Source organism: uncultured Sphingobacterium sp. (assembly GCF_964277905.1).
In the GTDB taxonomy this organism is placed as follows: domain Bacteria; phylum Bacteroidota; class Bacteroidia; order Sphingobacteriales; family Sphingobacteriaceae; genus Sphingobacterium; species Sphingobacterium siyangense.
The window spans coordinates 17,071-32,794 of the sequence record NZ_CAXYKD010000024.1 but is presented as its reverse complement, the minus strand read 5'-3'; the positions used below and the strand labels follow the sequence as shown (position 1 = coordinate 32,794).

The 15,724-nt window shown below is 41.3% G+C and carries 12 protein-coding genes; 9 read left to right on the top strand and 3 right to left on the bottom strand.

The genetic code is table 11. From position 1 onward, the window contains the following. Positions 1-9: 9 nt before the first annotated feature. The 3 genes from ACHWSC_RS10140 (at position 10) to ACHWSC_RS10130 (ending at position 2,499) form a co-directional block, all read left to right on the top strand. Entirely contained in the window at positions 10-687 is a 678-nt protein-coding gene (locus ACHWSC_RS10140) for a response regulator transcription factor (RefSeq protein ID WP_088159945.1), read from the top strand. Next, positions 684-1,967, top strand: coding sequence for a sensor histidine kinase (locus ACHWSC_RS10135; RefSeq protein WP_394676658.1), 1,284 nt, complete (start codon positions 684-686; stop codon positions 1,965-1,967). Before ACHWSC_RS10140 ends, ACHWSC_RS10135 begins: the two co-directional genes overlap by 4 nt. Before the next feature lie 82 nt (positions 1,968-2,049). After that, positions 2,050-2,499: a PepSY-like domain-containing protein gene (locus tag ACHWSC_RS10130; protein ID WP_394676657.1), complete on the top strand. Its 450-nt coding sequence runs from the start codon at positions 2,050-2,052 to the stop codon at positions 2,497-2,499. A 103-nt stretch (positions 2,500-2,602) separates the two neighbouring features. On the opposite strand, the gene ACHWSC_RS10125 is transcribed toward ACHWSC_RS10130, so the two are convergent. The 3 genes from ACHWSC_RS10125 to ACHWSC_RS10115 form a co-directional block, all read right to left on the bottom strand. Then, a complete protein-coding gene (locus ACHWSC_RS10125; RefSeq protein ID WP_394676656.1) occupies positions 2,603-3,622 on the bottom strand; it encodes a DUF4625 domain-containing protein in 1,020 nt (339 codons plus the stop codon). A gap of 44 nt (positions 3,623-3,666) precedes the next feature. After that, positions 3,667-4,143: a DUF4625 domain-containing protein gene (locus ACHWSC_RS10120; protein WP_288065855.1), complete on the bottom strand. Its 477-nt coding sequence runs from the start codon at positions 4,141-4,143 to the stop codon at positions 3,667-3,669. Between the two features lie 111 nt (positions 4,144-4,254). After that, on the bottom strand, positions 4,255-6,423 hold the full coding sequence (locus ACHWSC_RS10115) for a TonB-dependent receptor (RefSeq protein ID WP_394676655.1): 2,169 nt from the start codon (positions 6,421-6,423) through the stop codon (positions 4,255-4,257). A 227-nt stretch (positions 6,424-6,650) separates the two neighbouring features. Between ACHWSC_RS10115 and ACHWSC_RS10110 the strand changes: the two genes are divergently transcribed. The 6 genes from ACHWSC_RS10110 (at position 6,651) to lepB (ending at position 15,319) form a co-directional block, all read left to right on the top strand. Then, entirely contained in the window at positions 6,651-9,128 is a 2,478-nt protein-coding gene (locus tag ACHWSC_RS10110) for a tetratricopeptide repeat protein (RefSeq protein ID WP_394676654.1), read from the top strand. 7 nt (positions 9,129-9,135) lie between these two features. Further along, the gene (locus ACHWSC_RS10105; protein WP_394676653.1) at positions 9,136-10,923 is read left to right on the top strand and encodes an HSP90 family protein; all 1,788 of its coding nucleotides are present in this window, start codon (positions 9,136-9,138) and stop codon (positions 10,921-10,923) included. Positions 10,924-11,019: 96 nt separating this feature from the next. Then, positions 11,020-12,081 carry a hypothetical protein gene (locus ACHWSC_RS10100; RefSeq protein ID WP_286735710.1) on the top strand — a complete coding sequence of 354 codons (1,062 nt, stop codon included), beginning with the start codon at positions 11,020-11,022 and terminating at the stop codon, positions 12,079-12,081. A 113-nt stretch (positions 12,082-12,194) separates the two neighbouring features. After that, entirely contained in the window at positions 12,195-12,668 is a 474-nt protein-coding gene (locus ACHWSC_RS10095) for a hypothetical protein (protein ID WP_394676652.1), read from the top strand. Positions 12,669-13,000: 332 nt separating this feature from the next. Beyond that, positions 13,001-13,732 (top strand): hypothetical protein, encoded by a 732-nt coding sequence (locus ACHWSC_RS10090; RefSeq protein WP_394676651.1) that lies wholly within the window; start codon positions 13,001-13,003, stop codon positions 13,730-13,732. Between the two features lie 9 nt (positions 13,733-13,741). Next, a complete protein-coding gene (gene lepB, locus ACHWSC_RS10085) occupies positions 13,742-15,319 on the top strand; it encodes a signal peptidase I (RefSeq protein ID WP_394676650.1) in 1,578 nt (525 codons plus the stop codon). The last annotated feature ends 405 nt before the right edge of the window (positions 15,320-15,724 follow it).

Sequence of the window (15,724 nt, the reverse complement as noted above, 5' to 3'; positions counted from 1 at the left end):
ATTAAGAAGATGAAAATATTGGTTATTGAAGACGAAGCGGATTTAAGGGAAATTGTGAAGGCATCTTTACTTAAGGAAGAATATACGGTAGAAACTGCCGCTGATTATGGATCAGCTCTTGAAAAAGTCGCTGTTTATGATTACGATTGTATCCTGCTCGACATCATGCTGCCTGGAGGTAATGGTTTGCAGATCCTCGATCAGCTCAAAAATGAGGGTAAGTCCGATAATGTGATCATTATCTCCGCAAAGGATTCTCTGGACGATAAGCTAAAGGGACTCGAGCTTGGGGCCGATGACTATTTGACAAAACCCTTTCATATTGCGGAGCTGAATGCACGGATTAAAGCCGTGTTGCGAAGGAAACAACGGGAAGGTAAGAATACGTTAGAAATGGGAAACATTGTGTTGGACCTCAATGAACGCTGCTTATTTATTGCACAAGAGCCTGTGCCGTTAAATCGGAAAGAGTTCGATATGCTCAACTACTTCTTATTGAACAAAAATAGACTGGTCAGCAAAAGTGCGCTGGCAGAACATGTATGGGGCGATAATACGGACCAGGCGGATAATCTTGATTTCATCTATTCACAGATAAAAAATTTGCGCAAAAAATTCTTGGCTAGTCATGCTGATGTGGATTTTGAAGCGGTATATGGAATCGGTTATAAACTTGTCGAAAAATGAGATTAGCCAACCAAACACTAAAGTATCTTTCTATCTCCGTGTTGGTGGTTATCGCCCTCTGGTCAACAGTGTTCTATCTATTTATGCTGGAGGTGATCCACGATAATATCGACGAAGAACTCGAAAACCAAAAGCGGCTCATTATCCAGGAACTTTCCAGCAATCCCACCGTAGCCCCAGATTTAGAGTTTGGGATAAATAACTATAAGGTGCGCCAGATTTCCGAAGAACACGCCCTTAAGATGCAAAACGTTTATAAGGACACCATGTTGTATATGCAGGACGATGATGATCCCGAGCCGGAATTGGAACCAGTCCGAATGTTGACGACAGCATTTGAACATCAAGGACATTATTATGAACTTTCGATCATCAATTCTATGATCGAAGAAAGCGATCTAATCAAGAATCTCTTTTATTCTGTTGTTATTTTATTTGTTTTGTTGGTCATCAGTATCGTATCTATCAATAAAGTCGTAATAGAACGTTTATGGGGACCATTATATACTTTCTTGGATCAGTTGACAGGGTTTCGTTTAGGCAAAACCAAGGAGAAGCCTACTATGGATACGCAGATCCAGGAATTTAAAGATCTACAGCTTGCTGTGGCTACCTTAATTCGCCATAACGAGGAAAGCTATGAACAGCAAAAACAGTTTATTGGCAATGCTTCGCATGAATTACAGACACCGTTGGCCATTATGATCAACAAATTGGAAATCATGGCGGAAACAGAGGGGATGAACGAGGAACAGTCTGAGACTGTCGCAGCAGTATTAGCAACTGCCGAGCGGCTTGTTCGCCTCAATAAATCCTTGTTGCTGTTGAGTAAAATTGAGAATAAACAATTTTTGCACAATGAGGATCTTTCGTTCAATACGCTTGTGCTGAATATTGTAGCGGAGTTTGAGGCTATTGCTGAATTTAAACAGGTAAAAATCCATGTTGTACAAGAAGATCAGCTGAGTGTACAAATGGATGGTGCTTTGGCAAATATAGTGGTATCAAATCTCCTGCGAAATGCTTTGTTCCACAATAAGTTAGGTGGCGAGGTGAATATCCATATAACGAACAAAAGGCTTACCGTGTCGAATACAAGTGAACATGCAGCGTTGGATGCTAACCTAGTATTCTCCCGTTTTTATAAGTCAGATGCAGCATCCAAAGGTACTGGTTTGGGGCTGGCCATTGTGCAGGCCATCTGTCACCTCTATGGCTTTGTAATCGTCTACCATTATGAAAACAACCAGCATAGTTTTCAGCTCAATATGTTCCCTTAGAAAATATAGCAGGAGAAGGTAAGTGTTCCCAAATCTTTACAGATTCGCTTTTTTACTTTGTAGTACACTTAAAAATAGAATCATGAATTGTAAATTAATCTGGAGTGCTTTCGTACTTGCACTGACAACAACAGGAGCTATTGCTCAGGATATACCACAAAGTCAAGTTCCTGCTGTCGTGGTGAATAGTTTCCAGCAGAAATTTCCAAAAGCCAAAAAAGTAGATTGGGAATTGAAGGGGAATATTTATGAAGCTGAGTTTGAAACGGGTTTATTTGGCATTGACCAGGAAGCTTGGTTTCAGCATAACGGAAAACTTTTGCGGTATAAAACTGAAATCAACAAAAGAGAACTACCGAAGAGTGTGCTGGACCGGGTGAAAAGAGATTTTCCAGGCTATCGCATTGAGGACGTAAAAAAAATTATCGCCGAGCAGAAAGCGAGTTATGTGTTTGAAGTGAAAAGTCGAAAAGAGGAGTGGAAGCTGGTACTCGATCAACAGGGAAATGTGCTTACGAAAGTAAGGGACTAAACGATATTTCTGTACAAATAAAACCTTCATGATTATACCCGCACTCATAGCGGCGAAATCATGAAGGTTCTTTTGGGCAAGTAAGCTGAGTTTATTGCGCTAGCTAATCTTCTCCTTCTTCTGCGTGGAGTTCAAAAGATAGCTTTATTAGATCTTGACCAGCAAACTTAGTGGCATAATCCGATAAGTTCCAGTCCGTACGGGTAACTTTTGACTTTGTGCTGGCATCGTTAAACTTGCGAAGTACAAAGAATACATTTTTCTCGCCTTCATTGTCTTTTCCTGCCGTAAAATAAGTGATAATCCCTGTCGTCTCCGTTGCTCCGTTTACTGCAGTGCCATCACCGTAGTTCGTTTCTTTCGTTTGAAAGATTGCTCCATTTCCTGTACTACTATTCGGATTTAAAACGAAAGAACCACCCGTAAGGAATGCTTTGTAGTAATCTGCAGTTGTTTTATTGCTGATGTATTGTCCCTGGATTTCTTTTGAAGAAGCATCAAATTGTTTTAATTCAATTTTATAGATGCCTGCGGGATTGATGTGAGCATGTCCTCCAGCCAATGCTGTTCCCTTCTCATCAAAACTGATAGCGATTGGTTCTACCTTTTCTTTGTCGGCAAGATCATGGAAGTGGTCACCATGGGCCTCGCCGGCTACTTCCGTAAATACAAGCTTGTAAGCAACTTTGGCATCTGAACCTTGTATAGTCAACGGTGATTCAGCTGTAGTCGCATTTCCGGCTTTGTCGGTTACCGTAAAATGAAAATGATATGCTCCAGCTGGAGCATCCGCAGGGACATCGATGTGTTCATGAAATGTTGCATTTTTCACGCCAATGTATTTCCCATCCGTATAGGCTTTTGTAAACTTATACTGACCTCCACCTTCTTGATGAACCTCAATTTCGATTTTAGCAATCAGTGCTTCGGCAACAATATCGCCTTCAAGATGAAGATCTGATCCCGCTTGGACAGTTTTGTTATTGCCACTGCCGATCTCAAGTGTGCCTATCTGGGGCTTTGCAAGTGCTGGAATTTCCTCGTTATCTTTCTTACAGGACGATAGGAAGCCTAAAAGAATTGTACTTAACAGGAAGAAGAAGCGAATGTTTCTAGTTTTCATGTAAAATGGATTTAATTAAATTGAGTTGATAAATATGTATGGTATTACTCGAGTATACGGATGCTGATTCCCTTTTGGCTGCTCCATCCTGCCAGGTCAGTCACCTGAATCATAAAATGATAATTACCCGGATCGATATCTGCTGGCACATCAATTTTTAATTCGGCATCATATTGCTGTGGCTGCCCCGGAATATTAACTGTCTTGACCAAAGTGAAGGGCTTGATGGGCGTTTTGATCGCCTCAACCGTGCATTCGCCGATTTCAGTGCTATGCGAATGATGGTCAAAATTATGGTGTACGTCGATGCTATAGCTCCCGAGTGCTACATTATCAGATAGCTTACTGCGGAAAGTAAAACTTGTGCCTCGTTTAATTGTGCTGCATTGTTTTGGGAAAGCCGTTTCCGAATCGATGGCGATGGTAGGTTTTTCGGTATCAATGCTTTCCTTATCTTTTTTACAGGCAACAGTCATAGCAAGTAGCACTGTAATAAGTGTGTATTTTTGAAGTGTTTTCATATATAAATTTTATTCATTCGTGTATGTGTTAAGCGATATTCATCAGCTTGCGATGCTCGTATATTGCTCAACGGTTGTTTATAAGGGGCAAAGGGTTTAGTTTTAATAATCTTATGATCGGGACTGTTTCCCAAATGGAACTCCAATGGATAGGATAAAATTCCTTCCCTGTTCAGGCAAGGATATCAGCCGATAAAAGCTGGTATGATCCATATATTTCTTGTCAAAGAGATTTTGAACCTGTAAACGTAATTGAAGAACAGATCCCGAAAACCGAAGTTGTGTTCCTGCTCGAAAGTTGAAGACCTGATAATCTGCTGTGGACTCTTCTGGTGGAACAACATGATGCTGCGCTGCTGTCCATTTGCAATCGACGGAAAGATAGGTCTCTCTAAAATGTGTGCTATTTTTTGCTGTCCAGCTGATGTCCATCAAAGCTGAAGGTGCCGGAGAGAAAGGGAGTGTATATCCTTTCTTTGCACCTGATAGTTGTTCCGATCGAACATATTCACCCAATAATTCTACCTTCCACTGTTTCAGAGGCTGGTAGCTGAGCTTCAATTCTGCTCCATAACGGCGAACACGGCTTTCCATATATTCAAAGATTTGATTGCCGGCGCCATAATATTGATCGTAGCTTGACGTGGGATTGAGATAGATATAATTGGAAAAGTAATTAAAGAATGGCGTAACGGCGATAAAGACTTTTTTTGGATTCCAGGTTAAGGATAAATCCAGCTGGTAGGACTGCTCAGGCGATAATGATCCGTTGCCTTTTTCATAACTGAAGTAATGATAGTTGACACCATTGGCGGCAAGTTCCTGTGCAATGGGGGCCCTGAAACTTTTTCCTATATTGATTTTTGTTTCCAAATCTCCGAATTGATGTGCCGCTCCTATAGACCAAACCAGGCTATTGAAACGGCGACTTAGCGCTGTAGCCCGGACTATTCTTTCCGACTGATTCTCTTCCAGCTGTGACTCGAACCAATCCTGATAAGGTGACGTCTGAATATGGCTGTAATCGTAACGCAATGCCCCATATAGTATGGTTTCGTCCGCGAGTTTGTATTGATCGTAGACGAATAGGCCTATTGCTTTTTGGCTAAAAGTGGGGATAAGGAAGCTCCAACCATCAATCCGGTTATCCTGATACTCTCCATTTGCGCCAATGGTAAGTCGATGTGTGGCCAACGCAAATTGGTCTTTTACAGTGATACTATAGACTTGTTTGTCATACAATCTTTCCAAATTGATGGGGATAGTCATATCTTTCGGATAAACAGGAGGCATATAACCATGTGCGGTGTAATTGTTATATTCTTGTCGGTAATTTTTCTGATAGCCCAGGTCTACCCATAGCTTATGTTTGTCCAGGTCGATAAAGTTGCGGTTAATAAGCTTCAGGTGATTGACCGTCTGGCTTGGGAAGCCGATGTCACGACTGGATTTGTCATAAAGTGCTGTATCTACGCCCCTTGGTTCCAAGCCGTGCGCATTGGCAAAGAAGCCAAACTTTGTATGATAATTACTCAGGTAGAAGATCGAAGAAAAACGATCTGATAGATATCCACCACGTAGTTGAAAATGTGTCTCTCGTCCCGCAGTGTTGCGAACATGCCGATCTTTTAGGCGTACCGCATAATTGTAAACATAGACTGTATCTGTGGGGACACGGTAATCGCCATATTCCAGGTGCGTGAATCCACCTCCAAATACCCAGTTCCCTTTCCGGCCCTGTGCTTGTAGCGATCCGCCAAAAGTAGCGTTGTTTGACTTTGTTAATAGGTTAAACTGCCCTTTAAAACCTGTCTCCTGTAGTTCCGCTGGCGGTGATAGCCGAATGACACCGCCAATGGCATCTGAACCATACAGAAATGAGCTGGATCCCTTTAGTACCTCGGCACTCCCCACACTGAATTGATCGATTTCCAATCCATGATCCAGTCCCCACTGCTGGCCTTCATGTTTAATGCCATTTTCTACCGTGGCCACACGATTAAATCCGAGCCCTCTAATCTGCGGTTTAGACTGATTGGCTCCTATGCCTATGGCACTGACGCCGGGAAGTCTGCTTAATGTCTGCATTAAACTTCCCGCCTGGTATTTTTGTATAGAGTCGGCAGTCAATAGCTGGATCGATAAGGCTCCTTCCGCTGCCCGGTGATAACGTCGCCCTCCAACTTTTACTTCTTCAAGCTCGATACTTTTCTCCTGTCCATAACATTGGAAAAATAACTGTTGTGCTGCGATAAGTGAAAAAATGATATACCTATTCATCTATGTGGATTCGATTCGTAAAGCGTAATTAGTGCAATACATATGGTATTCCAATTAATATATTGCAATTAAGTTGCAACAAATATAGGTAAAAAGATTTTAAAAGCAATATAGTTGCATTATAATAAACAGAATTGACTGTATGATACAGTGGCAAAGTTTTTGTTGCTTTTTGGCGCCTAAAGAGTATAAAAAGCATGTTTTACAAGTAGTACATACGATGATATATGAAGTTAAGTGAAGAATATTCTATTAAAGTTGCCGCATTGCAATCGGCTGAACATCAATTGACAGTTGACCTTTCGAAGCGCATCACGCCCGATATATGGCTTGATGTCCTGATTTATTTTGAGCACAATTTGGAGCAGTCCAGTGCGGCTGCACTTTATGATGCATTATTTGAAAAAGGAACTGATTTTGCCGCAAACGTATATCTGAACGAAGAGGATTATACCTTTTTTATTGATAAAATACGAACAATATTAGAGCGCTATGCTGCGATCAATCCTCATGCATGGGTGGAGCTTGGCTTACAGCATATTTTATGTCGCCGACATGTGGTAGAGAAAGAAAAGGCTTCCCTTTATTTGAAGAAAGGCATCGATGCTGGGGTTGAATGGGCAAGACCTCTTTATCTATACTACAATTATTTAGGTTTGCTGGCCGATATCGACCGCGATATCGCCAAGTCCGAACTGGATGCACTCGCTTTGGGCGGAGATCTTTGGGGAATCGCATATGCTGCCCATATTGATGTCTGGACCGATAAATATGAAGACGTCTTTGACCGTATTCAGCTGCTCAAGCAATCTCCGGAAAGGAAAATACTGCGTCATTATTATGAGGCGATGCAATTTTACTATGCGCGTAAAGAGGATAAGAGCAAACGCCTGCAAACCCTGGAAGAGGGTATCACGATGGCTGAATCTCGTTATTGCAGATTTGTGCTGAATGAAATAAAACGTGCGGAGGCGGCTTCCATAGGGGAACAGGAGATTCTTGTACCGGAATATCGAGAGCTGTTTGAATACGGAATGATGGACGCCGCGGTGCAAATTGCACTTATCAAACTTCAGGCACTGGGCAACAACAATCAGGAAAAACAGGATTTCGAAGAACCGCTGTGGTATCTTCAGAAAGCATACGACTATAATAATAATTATGCGGGTTATCGTCTTGCCTGTCTGTATCTCTATCAGGAGGCTGTGCAGGATATCGAAAAGGGACTATCTTTATTGCGTCTGCTCGACGAGAAAGACGGGTATGTGGAAGCTCAGGTTGAACTTGCTGAAATTCTCCTCGAAGGTAGGTTCCTCCCAAGGGATGAAAAATCAGCCTTTCGGCGCTTCAGCGCAATGGCGGAAAAAAACATTGCTTACGCCAAGTTTCGCATGGGTAATATGGTCGAATCTGGCTATGATGGAGTTGCTCCGGATTACACAACCGCCTTTGCTTACTATCAGAATGCAGCAAAAGATAAACTGCCACAAGCTTTATATCAAGTCGGCAGATTCTTAAAATATGGAATCCATAACAATGCGCCTGATCTGGCTGCTGCATTGCCTTATTTTGAAGAAGCGGCAGGATATAATAATGCCACTGCGCTAACGGAAATGGGGTTAGCTGCTGAATTAAAGTCCGAACCGGATTATAAATTGGCCTTTGATTATTTCTCGCGTGCGGCAGAGCTTGGTTATCCATATGCGTATTATTTAAAAGGTATTTATTTGGAAAATGATTATCACCAGTCCGGAGCTCCCCAACCGAAAGCAGCTTTTACGGCGTTTGAAATTGGAGCCGGTATGCAGGAGCTAAATAGTATATATGAACTGGCGCGCTGCTATCGGGGCGGCATAGGTTCGGAGATAAATCTGGACCGGATGATTGCTTTATACCAACAGGCTGCTGAACGAAATCACGTACAGGCTTTGACTGATCTGGGTCTCTGTTATGAATATGGTTATGGATTGAACCAAGATACATTTAAAGCTCAGGAAAATATTAAGAAGGCTGCTGATCTGGGGTTCCCTTATGCAACTTATGTATTGGGACGATACTATTTGACCGGATTGGTGAAAAAGGATGCAGCTCATGGTCTTCAGCTTTTGGAAGAGGCCGCGCAAAAAAATGTAGCTGAGGCGCTCTTGCTGCTTGGCGACTACTTTTTCTTCGACTATGATCAGCTGGAAGAATACGACAAAGGCTTTGATTACTACACGCGTGCCGAAAAACTTGGCTATCTGACGGAGGGAATTGGCATGTGTTATGAGTTTGGTATCGGCGTGGAAGCACAGCCAGCGAAAGCTTTTGGATATTATAAACAAGCTGCAGAGCGACGAAATCAGGAGGCGAGCTACCGATTAGCCCGTTGCTATTATTTTGGAGTAGGTACCGAGATCGATAAAGCAGCTGCCTATGGGTATTTTATGGAAGTAGCACAGCAAGGTAATGTGTATGCTTGTTACTATGTTGCGGTGCAATTGCTGGAAGGAGATGGCATACCGATGGATCTTCGCGACGGTGTAGAATGGCTTATAAAGGCCGCTGAAGCCGATCATGCTGAAGCACAATATAAACTGGCCAACTGTTATCTTATGGGTGATGGGGTAGAAGAAAATGAAGATCTTGCCCTGGAGTGGTTTGAAAGGGCAGCCGATAATGGACATGAAGATGCTATTCGATTGACAAAGAAAACGAGAAAGTAAGAAAAACATGCAAGAAGAAAAATCCTATTCCTTTCAGGTCAATCTGAAAGGAATGATCGCACTGCTCTCAGAGCACCTGTATAGCGATCCCAATACATTTATTCGGGAATTGCTTCAAAACGGAGTGGATGCAATTACAGCATTGAAACACTTGGATGAACAGCATCAGGGTAAAATAGCGATTGAGCTGCCAAGCATTGAACAACCGAAGTTTCTGTTCAGCGATAATGGGATAGGCCTTAAGGAGACTGATATTCATCAATTTTTGTCGGTTATAGGTGAGAGTTCAAAGAGTAAAGACATTAAGGATGCTCAGGATTTCATTGGTAAGTTTGGTATTGGACTGCTTTCTTGTTTTGTGGTCAGCGATGAGATAATTGTGGAAACAAAATCTGCCTTTGAACAACTGCCTCTACGTTGGACCGCGAGAGCTGAAGGGGACTATAAAATCGAGCGGCTTACTGAAGATATTCCTGTCGGAACACGTGTTATCCTAAGCCCTAAAAAACAATTCAACTATATTTTTGAAGCGGATTATTTTGAGAAAAAAATCAAGTTTTATGGAGATGCGCTGCGAGAAAACATTTCGATTGTAGTTGGAGCTACCGAAAAGATTATTCATAAAGAAGAACCCAAATGGCTTGCTTCATCAGTTTCGAAAGCAGAATTGCTGGCTGTTGGAAAAGAACTCTTTCATGTCAACTTTTTAGATGCAATTCCATTTGAAACGACGGCGGGAAAGGCAAAGGGGGTGTTGTATATTTTACCTTTCCGTACGCAGTTTAGCAGCAAGCAGCGTCACCGTATCTACTTGAAGCGCATGTTTCTCGCTGAAGAAGATCAATCTATTTTGCCAAATTGGGCATTTTTTGTCCGGATGCTTGTCAATACAGAGGAACTTAGTGCCACAGCCTCACGGGAGTCTTTGATGAAAAATGATCTACTACGGCAGGCGCGAAAAGAAATAGCTGCTGTGCTGAAAACGTACCTGCAACAGGTGAAGAAGATCGATTTCGATATATATATTCGCATTATCCAAACTCACTATCTCCACTTGAAAGCTTTCGCGCTCGAAGATCCGGACTTTCTAGCGATATTTTTGGCAGATATTCCGTTTGAAACCAATCGCGGACAACGAAGCTTTCAAAATATCATTGATCATCAGCAACAGCTCTATTACTGTGCTGATTTTGAAGATTTCAAACAGATTGACCGTATGGCCGATACACAGGGGATGATTCTTGTGAATGCATCCTACACATTTGATACCGAGTTGCTCCGCAGGATCAATCAAAAATATAGCGATTATAAGATAACAGAGATGTCGCCCAATCAGCTCCTTGAAACGTTTCAGCCGATTCATGAAGATGAGCACAATCACTATGTTTCTTTTCAGAAAGAAGTGCAGCGCATTTTAGACGATTATAGCTGCGTCCTTGAAATTAGACGGTTTAAACCGATTGATACGCCGGCTATTTTTACAAAAATGGAGCAAAATAATGTAGAAAATACGATTAGCCAATTAAAGGAAAATGCAAATCCTTTTGCGCAAGTACTCAAGACATCGAGGCCGAATAAGATCCAGAATACGTTATGTTTAAATGCTGACAATGCGTTGATCAAAACGCTAATGGATATAAAAGATGCCTACATGCTTCGTTCAGTTATGGAAGTGCTTTACGTGCAGGCGCTAATTTTGGGCAAGTACCCTGTCCAGGAGCGGGAAATGAAGGTCATGAACGAGGCCCTGAAAAGCCTCATCGTCATGGGGTTGGATAATTTTGTGAATCTTTAAAGCGGTTGGGTATACTTCTCCGCGTAAGGATTTCCTTTTATTGCATAGAAAATATATTAAAAAGTAAATATACTCAAAAAAAGAGGGAGTAATTAGATGTACACACTTAAAATTCAGAAACTTCGCAATCAGGTTGCACGAGTAGACAATACCTTGGAAAAGGTTAACCTGTTGACACAGGCTATTCGGATTGCAGATGAAAATCAAGATATTGAATGGGGATATGACCTTCGCTTGGATTTAATCAGCGAAGAGATAGATCTTGCTTTTTCAACCGAGTCATTACCTGCATTTGCGTGGATATTACAGGCTTACGATGAAAATCCTGAACTCTTTAATGAAGAAGACTTCTTGTGGCAATACAAATGGATGATGTCCGAATTATACGATAATCCTGCTGTCAGCCGTGAGCAGATTGAAGCGGCTTTGCGCGACTTTGAACAACGATTGATCCGCAACGGTTATGGTAAGCGTGCCATATACAATGAGGAGCTGAGTGATGCGCTGGCGCAAAAAGATATTGTCGCTATCGAGCGCGCATTGAAAAACGTAAATGCTATGCAAAGAGATGACATGAGCGATTGTGAAGCCTGTGAAATGGATGCAGAAGTATCAGCAACACTATTACAGGATGGCTATAGCCCAGCAGTCGATAAAGCCTTACCTTTAATTGAAGGCCAGTTTACCTGTTCGCATGTGCCTTTGCGTACGGCAGTGAACCTGGCTTATGAAGGTCTTAAGCAAGGTGATACTGAACAGGCCGATAAAATGGCGCTACTGGCAGAAAAAGAGGTGTTTAAGAAAGAAAAGGACTCTGCAATTTTGATTTCGGCAATTAAACTAGCAACCTATTTTTCCTATACCGATATTGGTAAAGCGAAGGAATGGATCGAACGATTTTTGCCTTGGGCTGATGGTCCCGACAATCGATCCATGTTTCAGTTGGCCTGCTATATCTGTGAAGCCATGAGGAATTTTGGCTCTGATGAATCTTTTATGCTTGAGCTCGGCAATCAGCATAATTTTTTTCAAGGGAAAAATACCTACACCGCTAGCGAATTGGCTAATCATTATGGGAAACTGGCGGATCAACTCGCAGACCGCTTTGACCAACGTAATGGCAATCACAACTTTCGCAATCAGTTAATGTCCCTTTAGCTTGGAATGGCTGCAGAAATCCCTGATTTCCGTGATGAAATTCAGTTGTTTTGAAGGCTATCTTTGTGTAAATGAGCATTAAATACTGAAATATATCAACAAAATAGATCAAAATGATTAAACAATTTATTACGGGCATGATGACCGCAGCGGTTCTGAGCCTATCAAGTTGTGGTTCGGGAGAAAAAGATCCTGCAGCATACAACAATTCAATTATTACCGTTATAAACAGTAGTGAAAAACATGTGACAGACATGAATGCCGCCATGAATGGCTCCGATTATACGAAAGCCGAACAGGTCCGCGCAGATTGGGAAAAATCTTTGAATGATGATATCAAGAAAGTCGAAGATCTGGGAGATTTCAAAGGCGATGCGACATTCCAAAAAGCAGTTCTTGATGGCTTAAATGGGTATAAAAAAATCGTTACGGAGGATTATCCGAAATTGATTGAGCTCCGAAAAAATAAGACACCTGATGCTGCTAAAGAGTCTGCATTGCTTGAAAATATCAATAAAGCATTTGAAAATATGAGCAATGGTGTCAATCAAGCATCCACAGCATTTGAAAGTAAATATAAAAGTTAACCTTATTGCATGAGCTATTGGGTAAGCCACATCACCGAAAATGATGTGGCTTTGTTTTTTGCAGTACAGCTGTTGTTTGCTTGAGAAATACGGCTGTATCGACTTGTATTGTTAGAGATCGTTTTTAGGGATCTTAAAATCTTTGCGCAATATTGTAGGAATGCGCCTAGCAAAACAAAATGCTAACAAACGTTAAAACTCCGAAGGCCGAACTTGAATTTCATATTTTTATGTAGTTTTACATGAAGCTTGGACAGAGAGTGCCGAGTATATCATTAATACAATCAAAATAGGTTAATAGGTTCATAAGTTATTGACAAATACAGACTCCAATGAAAGCCATATCAATTTTAACGGCCGTGCTTTTGTCTTCCTGTGTAGGGATCACGATCACAGCTCACGCACAGGAAGTCGCCAAAAATTTAGACTACTTAGTGCTTATGAATGCAGATACCCTTTATGGGAAAATCTCCTCTGTAAAAGATCAAAAACTCAAATTTGAGAATCAGCAAAAAGAAAAGTTAACGTTTGAGCCGGGCGATATCTATCGTGTATATTGGCAGTCCAAAAAGAAAGTTTATGCGCCCTCTTATGTAGAAGACGGATTAGAAGCTGTGCCTGGGACATCTCCAAAGATGTATCGAATTCAGAAGGGGCTCAATCAAAATCCCACTTTCGCAGAAGTACTGGCTGATGGAGAAATTATTGCATATTATGTTTCGGAAACGAAGGTCAGTGGTGGGGCCGGCATAGCTATTGGTGGTGGTGCAGGTACGATGGGAAATATCATGGTCAATAAATATAAACATGCTTATGCATTGAAAAAATCAACTGGCGAGGTCATTGAAATCAATAGCAACCATAATGGGTGGTTTAGTGATGTCAAAAAGAAAAGGCCAATTATTTTCGCCAAGTTGATCAACGACGAACCGGAGTTATTTGCTGAGTTTGAAAATGAGAAAAAGTATGATTATGATCTTTTTATTAAATACATCATGCGATATAACGAATTACAAAAAGCGAAGAGCTCTCCAGAATCAACAGAGCGATTGTTTATTTATTAAAACGAATTTATGATACTTACCATCTTTATTGTATTGACTATAGTTGCAGCCTATGGCTTTTGGTTGCTATTTGAAAAGGCAGGACGCAAAGGCTGGGAGGGAGTTGTTCCCGTCTATAGTCAGTTTATCCAATCGCGGATACTCGGCAAGAAGACCTGGCAGCTTATTCTGTTGATTGTTCCGATCGTCAATGTTTTTATCTTTTATAATCTCTACCTCGATTTTATTCATTGTTTTGGGAAACGAAGGTTTTGGGAAAACTGCGCTGCTGTGCTGGTTCCGTTTATCGTGCTACCACTTTGGGGCAGAGATAAAAATGTGCAATTTCTGAATGGGCTATATGCCAAAAATCTGAAAGTAGCGCATGCCGAAGGTCGCGTGGCGACAAAGGAATCTGAACTGGAAATTGCGCATCAATCGTATATAGACTATAAGAAGAAATATCCCTATAAAAAATCGATGGTACGAGAATGGGCGGATGCGATTGTTTTTGCGACTGTCGCTGCAACCTTGATTCGTGGTTTTTTATTGGAGGCATTTATGATTCCTTCGGGGTCTATGCAACAGTCTCTCCTCATTGGAGATTATCTTTTTGTCAGTAAATTAAATTACGGACCCCGTATTCCAAATACACCTATAGCCTTTCCTTTTGCACATCATACGATGCCATTAGTAGGGGGAAAAGCATTCTCCGAACTCATTAAAATTCCTTACAAAAGATTGCCCGGATTTCAAGAAATAAAACGGAATGATGTGATCGTTTTTAATGCACCTGCCGGTGATACCGTTGCTGTCGAAAATCAAGACTTGCCCTATTATGACTTGGTGCGTAGCATGGGACGTGAAGCAGTACATCAACAATTTACAATTCAGACCCGGCCAGTCGATAAACGCGAACATTTAATTAAGCGCTGTGTGGGAATGCCTGGGGATAAAATCAGCATGACAGAAGGAGTATTGTTTGTGAACGACCAACCAGGTTTTGTAGCCCCGGAAAGCCAGATGGATTATACTGTGATCACAGATGAGGCAGGTCTGGACGAACAGCGCCTAAGAGATATGGGAATAGAAGTCTCTGCTATTCAGCCCGGAGTTTATGTAATCTTTTTAACCAAAGATCAGGCAGCCATGGTGAAATCCTGGTCCAATGTCAAATCTATGCAAATGAACTTGCGTAAACCTGGGGAAGCCGAAGCAAATACCTTTCCGAACGACCCACAATATAAATGGAATTATGATAATTTCGGCCCCTTTATTATTCCTCGAAAGGGCATGACTATTCCACTGAATGCACAGACCTTGCCACTCTATGAGCGAGCCATACGGGTGTATGAAAATAACCTGTTGGAAAAGAAAACGGATGGGCTTTATATCAATGGAAATCGAGCAGATTCCTACACCTTTAAAATGGATTATTATTGGATGATGGGAGATAATAGGCACAACTCGCTCGATGCGAGGGATTGGGGATTTGTCCCTGAGGATCATATTGTCGGAAAAGCATTATTTACCTGGATGAGCTGGAACGCAAATGGCAATGGGCTTTCCAAAATACGGTGGAATAGAATTTTTAAAGGTATCCATTAATACGGAAAGGTTACTAACAACAAAAGGGGAAATGATTACTATAATTATTTCCCCTTTTATTTTTTAGTCATTCTAGAAATGCAGTGAAAAGCCTATCCTTGCGCTGAAAGCATTGATGCCATCGGCATTGTCGTTGAAGCCATGATCATAATGTACTGCCGGCTCGCGAGCGCTAAAAATAATAAGACCAAATGGCGCACAAGAAAAATCAAAAAATATTGCTTGTTGATATACCGTATTAATAATGGCTATTTCTTTTCAATATAACCTATGTAGATCAATCAGTTAAGGATATAATTACTTGGTATTTAAGTGTATTATTATTTTGTATAACTGTCTAATTTGCAGTATTTTACGATTTATTTTAGTTGTTTTTTTGATTTGATCGAATTAATTTAGCTTCCA